Source organism: Aquincola tertiaricarbonis (genome assembly GCF_000969605.1).
Classification (GTDB): domain Bacteria; phylum Pseudomonadota; class Gammaproteobacteria; order Burkholderiales; family Burkholderiaceae_C; genus Aquincola; species Aquincola tertiaricarbonis.
The window spans coordinates 128,368-141,574 of the sequence record NZ_JZUE01000010.1; the positions used below are offsets into that span (position 1 = coordinate 128,368).

Here is a 13,207-nt window from a genome sequence, read left to right on the forward strand (position 1 = left end):
GCGAGCTACTTCTTGTCGGTCACCAGCTTGGCGGCCGCGGTGGCCCCGGGCGGCGCGAACACCGCGCCGTTGACCGTCAGGCCTTCGGCCGACAGCTTGCCGGCCTTGGCCGGGCCGATGCCCTGCACCCGGTCGATGAGGTCGTTCCAGTCCTTGAAGGGCGCCGTCTTGCGGGCCTCCAGCACGCGCGAGGACATGGCGGGCCCGATGCCCTTGACCGTTTCCAGCTGCGCCTGGTCGGCCTTGTTGACGTCGACCGCCGCCCAGGCGGAGACACACATCACGGCAGCCGCCAGCGCGGCAGCCAGGGACTTGAGGGGAGCGAACATGGGCAGATCCTTTGCGAAGGGTTGAGGGCCGCGACGCACTGCCGGCCCTCTTGCGTGTTCGTGCGCCGCAAGGCTGCCGTGAATCCCGCAGCAGGGTGCACCCGCAAGAGCCCGCGCGGCCGCCAGATCCATCACGCCGGCGGCCCATCGCCCGCTTGACAGGCCGGCAGCAGCTACAGTGCGCCGGCCATGCCGCCCCTGCAGATCTGCTTCGTCTCCGACCATCCGCGCCGCCGCTTCTTCCGGCAGGACGCCTCCTTCATCTACCGCTGCGAGAACCTGGGCCTGGCCCTGCGTGCGATGGGCCACGAGGTGCGGCTGCTGCACCTGAACGAACTGCTGCTGCGCCCCGACCGGCCCGACGTGGCGGTGTTCCTGCGGCCCTCGCGGTCCTGGCGCCTGCGGCTGGCGCTGGCGATGCTGCGCCGCCGCGGCTGCCGCGTGGTGGCCGATACCGACGACCTGAACTTCGACCCCGCGGCGGCCGCCTACCGGCCTTCGGTGCTGGCCGGCAGCGCCAGCCTGCGCAAGACGGAGGGCAAGTTCGCCAGGGCGCTGGCGGCCCTGGCCCTGTTCGACCGTGTGACCGTTTCCACCGACGAGCTGCAGCACCGCTTGCGGCCGCTGCTGCCCGACATGCCCTGCGCGGTGGTGCCGAACGCGGTGCACCGCAGCTGGCGCGCGCTGCAGCTGCCGCGGGCCAGCCGCCGCGTGCTGACCTACTTCAGCGGCACCAGCACCCACGACCGCGACTTCGCGCTGGTGGCGCCGGCGCTGCAGCAGCTGCTCGACGAGATGCCCGACCTGGAAGTGCGCGTGGTGGGCCGGCTTGACACGCCGCTGCAGCACCCGCGCCTGGAGCGCGTGGCCAAGCTGCCGTTCGGCGACTATCCGGCGGCCGTGGCCGCCAGCTGGCTGAACATCGCGCCGCTGGAGGACACGCCGTTCACCCGCGGCAAGTCGGCGCTCAAGACCATCGAGGCCGGCTTCTTCGACGTGCCGACGGTGGCCACGCCGCTGGGCGACGTGCTGCGGCTGCAAGTGCCCGGCGTGCTGTTCGCCACGACGCAGGCCGAGTGGCTGCAGCAGCTGCGCCATGCGCTGCAGCCCGCCGAACGCGCGCGCCTGAGCGAGGGCCTGGCGCAGCGGCTGCGGCCGTTGAGCGATGTCGACCTGTTCGCGGCGCAGTGGCTGCGCTTCGTCAGCGGCTGATCAGCCCAGCACCTTCACGCCGACCTGCTCGAAGGTGCGCTGCATGTCGCGCCGTTCCTGGTCGGACTTGAAGCGCACCTTGTCCCAGCCGATGGCCACCACCTCGGTGTCGGCGCCGTAGACCTGGCGCGCGAACAGCAGGGCGGTGGAGCGCACGCCCACCACGGCGCTGAAATGCTGGCGCGACATCCACAGCTCCAGCGGCTCGTCCAGCACCAGCACCTCGTCGCCCGGGGCCGACAGCTCGCGGTTGGGGTCCTTGGGATGGCCCTTGTAGAGCACTTCCTCGATGCCGCGGTCCCGCAGCCACTGTCGCACCGCGGCCGACAGCACCGGCAGGTCGGCCTCGGCCAGCAGGCCCGCGCCCACCAGCGGCTGGCCGATCACCAGCGCGCGGCGGCGCAGGCCGGCCGTGGCGATCGGCGATACCGGGCCGGCGATGGGCGCCAGCGTCACCACCTTGGCAGCCGGGTATTCATGCGGCATGCCGGGCAGCACGTAGATGCGGTCGCAGAAGGGCGCGTCGGAGCCGATGCGGTCGCCCGCGAACGGCGTGAAGCGCAGCTCCGGCGCTGCCAGCCGGCGCAGCCGCCGCAGGTGCTGCAGCAGCCGCTTGCCGCGCGACAGCGGATAGCGCCGCACGCTGATCAGGCCGTCGGGCAGGATGCGCGCGCGCATCTGGCGCGCGCCGGTGGCCCGTGGCAGCGCATGCAGGAAGTAGTTGATCGCCTCGGTGTCGAACACCGCGCTGTGCAGGTGCAGCGTGTCGGCCCGACCCACCGCATCGGCCACCAGGCGGATGTTCTCGCGCAGCCGGCGGTGGCGACCGAAGGGGCCGGGCAGCGGCTTCAGCCGCGGCCAGGGCAGGTAGACGGCGGCGTCCCAGTCCTCCTGCCGCACGATGGGGCCGACGCCCGGCTGGTACCACACCAGCACCTGGCGGTGGCCCGCCTCATGCGTGCGCGCGATCTGCCGCGCCGCCAGGTACTGCAGCGGCGAGGCGACGAAATAGACGGCGACGGTGGCCATGCCGCTTCAAGCCGGGCGCCGGCCGCGGCGGGCCAGCACCTCGTGGTAGACGGCCAGGTTGCCTTCGACCATCGAGCGGGTGGAAAAGCCGTCCAGCACCCATTGCCGGGCCGCCTGGCCGTAGTGCCGCCGCAGCGCCTCGTCGGCCAGCAGCTTGAGCATCGCGGCGGCCAGCGCCGGCGCATCGCCCGGCTGCACCAGCTCGCCGTTGAGGCCGGGCTGCACGATCTCGGGGATGCCGCCGGCGCGCGTGGCCACGATCGGCACGCCGCAGGAAGCGGCCTGCAGCAGCGACACGCCCAGGCCTTCGGTGGCCGCGGGATGCACCACCAGGTCCAGGCTGGGCATCACCCGGTGCAGGTCGTCGCGGAAGCCGCCGAACAGCACGCTGGCCTGCAAACCGCGCTCGGCCACCAGCTGCTTCATCGGCTCGACCTGCGGCCCCTGGCCCAGGAAGACGACCTTGGTACGCGGCTGCGCGGCCAGCACCGCCGGCATGGCATCCACCAGCACCCGGTGGCCCTTGCGCGGGATGAACTGCGCGATCAGCGCCACCGCCAGGTCGCCGGGCTGCAGGCCGAACTGGGCATCGAACCAGGCGCGGTCCGCGTCGCGCGGCTCGTTCGGCCGGTAGCGCTCGGTGTCCACCGCCGAATGCACGCACACCACCTGCTCGGGCGGCACGCCTTCGCTCAGCAGCACCTCGCGGATGCCGTGCGAGATGGCCACCACCTTGTCGTACAGCGGGTACTTGTGGCGCACGACGAAGGGCCGCTCGCGGTTGTCCACGCGCCGGCTGTGCACCACCGGCACGCCCTCGCTGCGGGCGGCCAGCGCGCCCCACACGTCGGTGCCGAAACGGGCATGCAGGTGCACGATGTCGGGCCGCACCTGGCGGATCAGCCGGCGCAGCCGCCACCAGGTGAACACGTCCACGTCGCCCTTCATCACCGTCTCGTGCACCGTCGCGCCGTGCTGCGCCGCGGCCGGCCCGATGGCCGCGCCGATGCGGCAGGCGAGGTGGTTCTCGTGGCCGCGCTGCTGCAGGCCCTGCATCAGCAGCACCGCCTGCAGCGCGCCGCCGTAGAGGTGGCGGCCGGATTCGACGTGCAGGACTTTCATGCGGGCTGGGCGAGCAGGTGCTGCGCGGTGGAGAACACGTGGTCGACGGTGTGCGCGCGCATGCAGTCGAAGCGGCCGCCGCAGGTGGGGTTGCGCTTGCAGGGCGAGCAGGGCAGCGGCTCGTAGAGGATGGCGGTGCGCGGCGCATCGGCGTCGCGGTAGGGCCGCGTGGAGCCGAACAGCGCGATCGTCGGGATGCGGAAGGCGCTGCCGGCATGCGTGAGGCCGGTGTCCACGCCGATGAGCAGCGCGGCATGCGAGATGAGCGCCACGCTCTCGTCCAGCTTGAGCTGGCCGGCCAGGTCGATCGCCGACGGCGCCGCCGACGCGATGCGCGCGGCCGCGGGCCGGTCGGCCGGGCCGCCCAGCAGCACCGGCGTGATGCCATGCATCGCCAGCCGCTCGGCCAGCGCGGACCAGCGGTCCTCGAACCAGTGCTTCTGCGGCCGCGTGGTGAAGGGGCACAGCACGGCGAAGGGCGGCAGCACCTTGCGCGCGGCCAGCGCATCCAGCGCACGCCGGTGGGTGGCTTCGTCGAAGCGCAGGTCGAGCCGGAAGGCCTCGTCCGGTGCACCCATGTGGCGGGCCAGCGCGCGGTATTCGGCGCCGATGCGCGGGTCGCCGGCCTTGGGCGGATCGAGCCGCTCGGTGGCCAGCCACTGCGCGCCTTCGCGCGCCAGCAGGCCCACCCGCCGCGGTGCGCCGCTCATCCAGGCCCACAACCCGCTCTTGAGCAGGCCCTGCGCATCCAGGGCCACGGTGAAGCGCCGTTCGCGCAAGGCGCGGCGGAAGCTGCGCAGCTCGCGCCACAGCGCGCCGTACTGCTTGTCTCTCCATAACTGCTGCCACTGCTGGCGCGGCCAGACGATCACCTCGTCGAGCAGCGGGTGCTGGCGCAGCAGCGGCGCGGCGGGTGATTCGGTCAGCCAGGCGATGTGCGCATCGGGGTGCTGCGAGCGCAGCGCCGGGATCAGGCCCGAGGCCATCATCACGTCGCCCAGCGCTGACAACCGCACGATGAGGATGCGCTGCGCCGCCGTGTTGGCTGCCCGTTCGCTCACGGCGCGCGGGCGGCGGTGGCGTCCGCCAGCAGGTCGGCGGTGGCCGCGGCCAGGTCGGCATGCACGCTGTCGGCCAGCGCCAGGTCGGCCGGCGTCAGCACGTGGCCCGAGCGCACCAGCATCACCCGGCCGACACCGGCGGCGCGGCCGGCTTCGGCGTCGGAGCCCTTGTCGCCCACCAGCACCGAATCGGCCAGCGACAGGTCCAGCGCGCGGGCCGCTTGCAGCAGCATGCCCGGCGCCGGCTTGCGGCAGTCGCAATCGACGGCCAGTGCCGGCACCGTGCCCTTGGGATGGTGCGGGCAGTGGTACACCGCGGCCAGCGGCACGCCTTGTCCAAGCAGGTGCTCGCGCAGCGTGGCGGTGAGCTGCTGGTACTGCGCCTCGGTGTACATCCCGCGCGCCAGGCCCGACTGGTTGGTGATCACCACCAGCGCATAACCCGCCTCGTGCAGCCGGCGCATCGCGTCCACGCTGCCGGGCACGAACTCGAAGTCTTCCCAGGTGTGCACATAGCCGTGCTCGACGTTGATCACGCCGTCGCGGTCGAGGAAGGCGGCGCGCTTCATGCCGCGCCGCCGCCTGCGGCCATGCGCTTGACCAGGCGGGTGGTGCTGTAGCCATCCACGAAAGGGATGGCCAGCGAGCGACCGCCCCAGCCGCGCACCAGCGCGGTTTCGGCCAACGTGTCCATGTCGTAGTCGCCGCCCTTGACGTAGACGTCGGGCCGCACGCGGGCCAGCAGCGCCACCGGCGTGGGCTCGTCGAAGAAGGTGACCAGCGCCACCGAGCCCAGCCCGGCGATGACCAGCGCGCGGTCCAGCTCGGTGTTGATCGGCCGCTCCGGGCCCTTGCCCAGGCCGCGGGCCGAACGGTCGGTGTTCAGCGCCACGATCAGCGACGCACCCAGCTGCGATGCCTGGTGCAGGTACTGCACATGGCCGCGGTGCAGCAGGTCGAACACGCCGTTGGTGAACACCCAGGGCCGCGGCAGCGTGGCCAGGCGCGCGGGCAGCTCGTCGGGCAGGCAGAGCTTGCTGTCGGGTGACGGGTTCATGCGGTGGTGCGGGCAAACAGCTCGTCGAAGGTGACACCGGCGGTGCCGAACTTGCCCACCACGATGCTGCCGGCGCGGTTGGCATGCGGCACGGCCTCGCGCAGCGTCGTGCCGTCGGCCACCAGGGCGGCCAGCGTGGCGATCACCGTGTCCCCCGCACCCGTCACGTCAAACACCTCGCGCGCCAGCGCCGGCACATGCAGCGCGCCCTGGGCATCGAAGAGCGTCATGCCTTCTTCCGAACGGGTGAGCAGCACCGCTTGCAGCTTCAGCCGCTCGCGCAGCGCCTGGACGCGTTCGGTCAGCATGGCCTCGTCGCTCCAGCGGCCGATCACCTGCGCCAGCTCCAAGCGGTTGGGCGTGATGACGGTGGCGCCGGCGTAGCGGTCGAAGTCGGTGCCCTTGGGATCAACCAGCACCGGCCGGCCGGCCGCGCGGGCGATCTCGATCATGCGCGGGATGTGGGCCAGGCCGCCCTTGGCGTAGTCGCTGAACAGCACCACATCATGGCGCTGCACCTCGCGCTCCACCGCGCCCAGCAGCTGCGACAGCACCTCGTGGCTGGGCTGGCTTTCGAAGTCGATGCGCAGCAGCTGCTGCGAGCGGCCGATCACCCTGAGCTTGACGATGGTCTGCAGCGTGGCGTCGTGGCCCAGCACATGGGCCACGCGGCGTTCGTCCAGCAGCTTCTGCAGCCGCTGGGCCGCGTCGTCGGTGCCCACCACCGTCAGCAGCGTGGCCGGCACGCCCAGCATCTGCACGTTGTAGGCGACGTTGGCCGCACCGCCCAGGCGCTCTTCCTCGCGGCGGATGCGCACCACCGGCACCGGCGCCTCGGGCGAGATGCGCTCCACGTCGCCGAACCAGTAGCGGTCCAGCATCACGTCGCCCACCACCATCACGCGGCGGCGGGCCAGCGCATCGCGCGAGACGCTTTTCTTGAGCGGAATCGGAAAACTCACGCGATCCCCAGCTTGTCTTCGATCAGCCCGCACAGCGTGTGGATCACCAGGATGTGCACTTCCTGGATGCGCGCCGTCACGTCGCTGGGCGCCACGATGGCCAGGTCGCTCTTGGCCAGCAGCGGCCCGCCGTCGCGGCCGAGCAGGCCCACCACCTTGGCGCCGGCCTCGCGCGCGGCGGCGGCGGCCTTCAGCACGTTGGGCGAGCGGCCGGAGGTGCTGATGCCGATGAAGCAGTCGCCCGGCCGCGCCAGCGCCTGCACCTGGCGGGCGAAGACGTCGTCGAATCCATAGTCGTTGCCGATGCAGGTGAGCGCCGAGCTGTCGGTGGACAGCGCGATCGCCGCCAGCGGCCGGCGGTCCTTGATGAAGCGGCCGGTGAGCTCCGAGGCCAGGTGCTGCGCATCGGCCGCCGAGCCACCGTTGCCGCACACCAGCAGCTTGTTGCCGGCCTGCAGCACGGCCGCCAGCAGTGCGCCCACGCGCTCCACGTCGGCTTCCAGCGCGGGCAGGCGGCGCATCACGTCGAGATGCTGTTCGACGTTGTCGAGAAAGAGGGAAGACATCAGGCGTCGGTGCTCACTGGTCGTCCAGCCGCTGCGGCGGGAAGCTGTCCCAGCTCAGGCAGGCAGGGCATTGCCAAAAATAGTGCTGCGCCTCGAAACCACAAGCGGCGCAGCGGTAGCGGTGCATGGGCTTGGCGGCCTGCTCCACCGCCTGCCGCAGCCCGGCGCGAGCGGCGTCGCCCCAGGGCGCGGGCGGCAGCTGCATCAGCGCGGTGGCCGCGGCAATCGACGGATGCTGGCCCAGGTGCTGCGCCATGCGCTGCACGGCATCGGCCTCATGCCCCGGGGGATCCAGCAACGCCAGTGCCTGCAGCAGCTCGATGCCGGGATGCCGCTCGTACAGGCCCAGCAGCATCGTGCGCGCGGTGTCGGCCTGGCCGCTGGCCAGGGCGCTGCGGGCCCAGTCGCGGGCGATCAGGCTGAAGGTGGCCGGATGCCGCGCGCGCAGGTCGTTCCATACCTGCACCGCCTCGGCATGGCGGCCCAGGCGCGCCAGGCGCTGGCCGGCCAGCACATAGGGCCGCGCGGCCGTGGGCGAGGCGGTCATGGCACGCTGCAGGCAGGCTTCGGCTTCCTCGGGCTGGCTGCGTTCGTCGGCCTCGATGGCCAGCTCGCACCAGTAGTGCGCGATGCGCGATGCGAAGGAGCCGGTGCCGCCTTTTTCCAGCTTGGCGGCGACGTCGGCCGCCGCACGCCAGTCACGCGAGCGCTCATGCAGCGACAGCAGGGCCAGCCGGGCCTCGGTGTCGAAGGGCGTGCCTTCGAGTGCGCGATAGGCCTCCTCGGCGCGGTCGAACAGCCCGGCCTTCATGAAGTCCTGGGCCAGCGCGTACTGGGCGCGCTCGCGGTCGGCCTGCGGCAGGTCGCCACGGTTCAGCAGGTGCTGGTGCACCCGCACCGCGCGCTCGAACTCGCCGCGGCGGCGGAACAGGTTGCCCAGCGCGAAGTGCAGCTCCGAGGTGTCGGGGTCGTTCTGCACCGCTTCGATGAAAGCATCGATGGCCTTGTCGTGCTGCTCGTTCAGCAGCAGGTTCAGGCCCTTGAAGTAGGCCTTGGGCGACTCCTGCTGCTCACGCTTCCATTGGCGCAGGTCGAAGCGCGAGGCCGCCCAGCCCAGTGCAAACATCACCGGCAGGCCGAGCAGCAACCACTGCAGGTCAAAGTCCATCGCGCGGGGGATGCTCGGGCAGGAAGTCGGAAGGCGGGGGCACGCTGGCCGGCACGGCGGCCGGCGCGGGTGCCAGAGGCTCGGGGCTCACGCGGCGGGCCACGCGGCGGTGGCGCCACCAGCTGGGCACCATCGCCAGCACGCCAATGGCACAGCCGGCGGCAAAGGCGATCAGCACGATGATGACCATCGGTGCGCGCCATTCCACACCGAAGAACCAACGCACCGCGGCCTCCTGCTGGTTGTTCAGCGCAAAGGCGAAGAGGGCGAAGAAGACAAAGGCTCGGATGAGCCAGACGAGAAAGCGCATGGCCGGCGGATTCTAGCCACGCGTTCCAGGGGCGCCGGCGGGCTGCACGGCCGTGTGTTGCACAAAGAAAAACACGGCCCGAAGGCCGTGTGGTGTGCTTGCGCGAGCCGCGTTCAGCGCGTGAGCGCCGGCTCGTCGTCGGGCGCGTCCGCCGCCGTCGAGGCCAGCGGCACGTTGGCGTCCACCGCTTCGCGCAACGCCTTGCCCGGCTTGAAGTGCGGCACCAGCTTCTCGGGGATCACCACCTGCTCGCCGCTGCGCGGGTTGCGGCCCACGCGGGGCGGCCGGCGGTTAATCGAGAAGCTGCCAAAGCCGCGGATCTCGATGCGGTGACCGCGCGCCAGCGCATCGGACATCGCATCGAGCATGGTCTTCACCGCGAACTCGGTGTCGCGTTGCGTCAGCTGGCCGAAGCGTTCGGCCAGCGCGGCAACGAGGTCGGACCGGGTCATGCGCGAAAAACCAGGCGGCCGTCAGGCATCAACCGTTGTTCTGGTTGTCCAGCTTGGCGCGCAGCAGGGCGCCCAGGCTGGTGGTGCCGGCCGATTCACGCTCGCTGGTCTGCGACAGGCGCTGCATGGCTTCCTGCTGGTCGGCGGAGTCCTTGGCCTTGATCGACAGCTGGATCGAACGCAGCTTGCGGTCGATGTTGATGATCATGGCGTTGACTTCGTCGCCTTCCTTCAGCACGTTGCGCGCGTCTTCCACGCGGTCGCGGCTGATTTCGGAAGCACGCAGGTAGCCGGTCACGTCGTCGGTCAGCTGGATCTCGGCGCCGCGGGCGTCCACCGTCTTCACCTTGCCGGTGACCAGGGCGCCCCGGTCGTTCAGCGTGGTGAAGGTGGCGAACGGGTCACCGTCCAGCTGCTTGATGCCCAGCGAGATGCGCTCGCGCTCGACGTCCACGGCCAGCACGATGGCTTCGACTTCCTGGCCCTTCTTGAAGTTGCGCACGGCCGCTTCGCCCGGCTCGTGCCAGGACAGGTCGGACAGGTGCACCAGGCCGTCGATGCCCTGGGCCAGGCCCACGAACACGCCGAAGTCGGTGATCGACTTGACCGGGCCCTTGACGCGGTCGCCACGCTTCACGTTGGAAGAGAACTCTTCCCACGGGTTGGCCTTGCACTGCTTCATGCCCAGGCTGATGCGGCGCTTGTCTTCGTCGATCTCGAGGACCATGACTTCGACTTCGTCGCCCAGCGACACCAGCTTGCTCGGGCTGACGTTCTTGTTGGTCCAGTCCATTTCCGAGACGTGCACCAGGCCTTCGATGCCCGGCTCGATCTCGACGAACGCACCGTAGTCGGCGATGTTGGTCACCTTGCCGAACAGGCGGGTGCCCGTCGGGTAGCGGCGGGCCACGCCCATCCACGGGTCGTCGCCCAGCTGCTTGATGCCCAGCGAGACGCGGTTCTTCTCGGCGTCGAACTTCAGGACCTTGGCCTGGAGCTCTTGGCCCACCGTCACCACTTCGCTCGGGTGACGCACACGGCGCCAGGCCATGTCGGTGATGTGCAGCAGGCCGTCGATGCCGCCCAGGTCCACGAACGCACCGTATTCGGTGATGTTCTTGACCACGCCGTTGACGATGGCGCCTTCGCGCAGCGTTTCCATCAGCTTGGCGCGTTCCTCGCCCATCGAGGCTTCGACCACGGCGCGGCGCGACAACACGACGTTATTGCGCTTGCGGTCGAGCTTGATGACCTTGAACTCCATGGTCTTGCCCTCGAACGGGCTCATGTCCTTGACCGGACGCGTGTCGAGCAGCGAGCCGGGCAGGAAGGCGCGGATGCCGTTGACCAGCACGGTCAGGCCGCCCTTGACCTTGCCGTTCACGGTGCCGGTCACGAAGTCGCCGGATTCCAGCGAGTTCTCGAGCGACAGCCACGAGGCCAGGCGCTTGGCCTTGTCGCGCGACAGGATGGTGTCGCCGTAGCCGTTTTCGAGGGAGTCGATCGCGACGGACACGAAGTCGCCGACTTCGACCTCGACCTCGCCCTGGTCGTTCTTGAATTCTTCGATGGGAACGTAGGACTCGCTCTTGAGGCCTGCGTTGACCACCACGAAGCTGTGCTCGATGCGGACGACTTCCGCGGAGATCACCTCGCCGGCGCGCATGTCGCGCTTCTGGAGGCTTTCCTCGAACATGGCGGCAAAGGATTCGCCGCCGGTGGTGGCAGATTGCATTTCAGACATGGAGTTTCCTGGGAGCCGGCCGAGGAGGGGAGAGATCGAAAGCGATCTGCAAGGGGGCCGGCAGAGAGTGCAACGGAGGTTGCGGTTACGTTGAACAAACCGCCACCCGGCGCAGCCTGTGCGCTGCTGGGGTGGGTGGCGGCACCCGAAAAGCCTGCCGGTTATGCGCCGAAAGGCCGGCGCCGTTCCCACCAATCCAGCACCTGGGCCACGGATTCATCCACGGTCTGGGCTGAGTTGTCGAGCAGCAGCGCATCTTCGGCGGGCTGCAGCGGTGCGATGGCACGGGTACGGTCCCGGGCGTCGCGTGCTTCCAAGTCTGCGCGAAGGTCGTCGATATTAGACGATAAACCCTTGGAAATCAACTGCTTATGCCGCCGCTCGGCCCGTGTGGCGGCGCTGGCGGTGAGAAACACCTTCAGCAACGCATCGGGAAAGATCACCGTGCCCATGTCGCGGCCGTCGGCCACCAGGCCCGGCGCCCGGCGGAAGGACACCTGCAGCGCATACAGCGCCGAGCGCACGTCGCCCAGCGCGGAGATCTTCGACGCCCGGCTGCCCACGTCCTCCCGGCGAAGCTCGTCGCTCACTTCCTCGCCATCGAGGAACAGCCGCGGGCCGTCGAAGCGCAGCTTCAGCCGGGCGATCACCGCGGCGATGCCCGGGCCGTCGCTGTCGGCCACGCCCTGGCGCAGCGAGGCCAGCGCCGCCACGCGGTACAGCGAGCCCGAATCGAGGAAGTGGTAGCCCAGCGACGCCGCCAGCGTGCTGGCCAGCGTGCCCTTGCCGGAGGCGGTGGGTCCGTCGATGGTGATCACCGGCACCTGCTCGCGCGGGGCATGGGCCAGCTCGAACAGCGCCTCGAAGTAGTCGGGGAAGGTCTTGCCGACGCACTTCGGATCGAGGATGCGCATTGGCAGGCCGTTGAAGGCCGCCAGCGACAGGCACATCGCCATCCGATGGTCGTCGTAGGTGTGGATGGCCGCGGGACGCCACAGCACTGGCGGCCGCACCTCCAGGAAGTCGTCGCCTTCGACCACCTCGGCGCCCACCTTGCGCAGTTCGTTGGCCATCGCGGCAATGCGGTCGGTCTCCTTCACGCGCCAGCTGGCGATGTTGGTCAGCCGCGTGGGACCGTCGGCATACAGCGCCATGACCGCCAGCGTCATCGCGGCGTCGGGGATGTGGTTGCAGTCCAGCGTGATGGCGCGCAGCGGCCAGGCGCCGCGCCGCACCTCGATGCGGTTGGCGTCCATGCGCACGTCGGCGCCCATGGCCTGCGCGGCTTCGACGAAGCGCACGTCACCCTGGATGGAGGCACTGCCCACGCCATCGATGCACACCGGCGCGTCCACTGCGGCGATGGCGCCCAGCGCGACGAAATACGAGGCGGACGACGCATCGCCTTCCACATGCACCGCGCCCGGCGAGCGGTAGCGGCTGCCGGCGGGGAGGGTGAAACGCTGCCAGCCGTCACGCTGCACCTGGATGCCGAAGCGCGCCAGCAGGTTCAGCGTGATCTCGACATAGGGCTTGGAGATCAGCTCGCCGTCGACCTCGATGACGATGTCGCGGCCCGGCGTGGAATCGGTGGCGCCGCTGGCCAGCGGCAGCGCCAGCAGCAGCGCGGTGAGGAACTGGCTCGACACGTCGCCGCGCACCCGCACCGCGGTGGCGGTGCGCAGGGTGCCCTTGGCGGTGCCGGCCAGCAGCAGCGGCGGGTAGCCGTCGGTGCCCAGGTAGCGGATGTCGCAGCCGAGTTGCCGCAGCGCATCCACCAGGTCGCCGATGGGCCGCTCATGCATGCGGGCGACGCCGCTCAGCTCGAACTGCCCGCCCTGCGTGGCGGCCAGCACCGCCAGCGCGGCGGCCAGCGGACGCATGGCGGTGCCGGCATTGCCCAGAAACAGCGCAGCCTGGTGCACTGGCAGCTGGCCGCCGATGCCGGTCACGCGCAGGGTGGCGCCTTCCTGCTCGATGCCGCAGCCCAGGGTGCGCAGCGCGTCGATCATCACCCGCGTGTCGTCGGAATCCAGCAGATCGTGCACCAGCGTGCTGCCTTCGGCCAGGCCGGCCAGCAACAGCACGCGGTTGGAGATGCTCTTGGAGCCGGGCAGACGGATGGATCCGGACGCCTTGGCGAGCGGCGGCAGGTCGAGGAAGGGGATGGCGAACACGAACGCGGCGGCTTGGAG

Annotated in this window: 14 protein-coding genes; 1 reads left to right on the forward strand and 13 read right to left on the reverse strand. The window is 70.5% G+C overall.

Annotated features, from left to right (window positions below; genetic code table 11):
* Nucleotides 1-5 precede the first annotated feature (5 nt).
* Complete coding sequence (locus tag VO99_RS14150; RefSeq protein WP_046113508.1) at nt 6-329, reverse strand: ComEA family DNA-binding protein; 324 nt, start codon at nt 327-329, stop codon at nt 6-8.
* 189 nt (nt 330-518) lie between these two features.
* Here VO99_RS14150 and VO99_RS14155 point away from each other — a divergent pair, with 189 nt between their 5' ends.
* On the forward strand, nt 519-1,541 hold the full coding sequence (locus VO99_RS14155) for a glycosyltransferase family protein (protein WP_046113509.1): 1,023 nt from the start codon (nt 519-521) through the stop codon (nt 1,539-1,541).
* Here VO99_RS14155 and VO99_RS14160 read toward each other — a convergent pair whose 3' ends face one another.
* The 12 genes from VO99_RS14160 to VO99_RS14215 all read right to left on the reverse strand — a co-directional run bounded on the left by VO99_RS14160 (nt 1,542) and on the right by VO99_RS14215 (nt 13,189).
* Nucleotides 1,542-2,570 (reverse strand): polysialyltransferase family glycosyltransferase, encoded by a 1,029-nt coding sequence (locus tag VO99_RS14160; protein ID WP_046113510.1) that lies wholly within the window; start codon nt 2,568-2,570, stop codon nt 1,542-1,544.
* A gap of 6 nt (nt 2,571-2,576) precedes the next feature.
* Nucleotides 2,577-3,692: a glycosyltransferase gene (locus tag VO99_RS14165; RefSeq protein WP_046113511.1), complete on the reverse strand. Its 1,116-nt coding sequence runs from the start codon at nt 3,690-3,692 to the stop codon at nt 2,577-2,579.
* The gene (locus tag VO99_RS14170) at nt 3,689-4,753 is read right to left on the reverse strand and encodes a glycosyltransferase family 9 protein (protein ID WP_232315365.1); all 1,065 of its coding nucleotides are present in this window, start codon (nt 4,751-4,753) and stop codon (nt 3,689-3,691) included. The genes VO99_RS14165 and VO99_RS14170 overlap by 4 nt, the downstream gene beginning before the upstream one ends.
* Nucleotides 4,750-5,322 (reverse strand): D-glycero-beta-D-manno-heptose 1,7-bisphosphate 7-phosphatase, encoded by a 573-nt coding sequence (gene gmhB, locus VO99_RS14175; protein WP_046113512.1) that lies wholly within the window; start codon nt 5,320-5,322, stop codon nt 4,750-4,752. The genes VO99_RS14170 and gmhB overlap by 4 nt, the downstream gene beginning before the upstream one ends.
* Complete coding sequence (locus VO99_RS14180; protein ID WP_046113513.1) at nt 5,319-5,810, reverse strand: adenylyltransferase/cytidyltransferase family protein; 492 nt, start codon at nt 5,808-5,810, stop codon at nt 5,319-5,321. The genes gmhB and VO99_RS14180 overlap by 4 nt, the downstream gene beginning before the upstream one ends.
* Nucleotides 5,807-6,709, reverse strand: coding sequence for a D-glycero-beta-D-manno-heptose-7-phosphate kinase (rfaE1, locus tag VO99_RS14185; RefSeq protein WP_232315367.1), 903 nt, complete (start codon nt 6,707-6,709; stop codon nt 5,807-5,809). Before rfaE1 ends, VO99_RS14180 begins: the two co-directional genes overlap by 4 nt.
* 59 nt (nt 6,710-6,768) lie before the next feature.
* Nucleotides 6,769-7,338 (reverse strand): D-sedoheptulose 7-phosphate isomerase, encoded by a 570-nt coding sequence (gene gmhA, locus VO99_RS14190; RefSeq protein ID WP_046113515.1) that lies wholly within the window; start codon nt 7,336-7,338, stop codon nt 6,769-6,771.
* Between the two features lie 13 nt (nt 7,339-7,351).
* Nucleotides 7,352-8,506, reverse strand: a complete 1,155-nt coding sequence (lapB, locus tag VO99_RS14195) for a lipopolysaccharide assembly protein LapB (protein WP_046113516.1) — start codon at nt 8,504-8,506, stop codon at nt 7,352-7,354.
* On the reverse strand, nt 8,496-8,816 hold the full coding sequence (locus tag VO99_RS14200; protein ID WP_046113517.1) for a LapA family protein: 321 nt from the start codon (nt 8,814-8,816) through the stop codon (nt 8,496-8,498). Before VO99_RS14200 ends, lapB begins: the two co-directional genes overlap by 11 nt.
* Before the next feature lie 113 nt (nt 8,817-8,929).
* Nucleotides 8,930-9,268: an integration host factor subunit beta gene (locus tag VO99_RS14205; protein WP_046113518.1), complete on the reverse strand. Its 339-nt coding sequence runs from the start codon at nt 9,266-9,268 to the stop codon at nt 8,930-8,932.
* 28 nt (nt 9,269-9,296) lie between these two features.
* A complete protein-coding gene (gene rpsA, locus VO99_RS14210; protein WP_198156945.1) occupies nt 9,297-11,012 on the reverse strand; it encodes a 30S ribosomal protein S1 in 1,716 nt (571 codons plus the stop codon).
* A 161-nt stretch (nt 11,013-11,173) separates the two neighbouring features.
* Nucleotides 11,174-13,189 (reverse strand): bifunctional 3-phosphoshikimate 1-carboxyvinyltransferase/cytidylate kinase, encoded by a 2,016-nt coding sequence (locus VO99_RS14215; RefSeq protein WP_046113520.1) that lies wholly within the window; start codon nt 13,187-13,189, stop codon nt 11,174-11,176.
* Nucleotides 13,190-13,207: the final 18 nt, after the last annotated feature.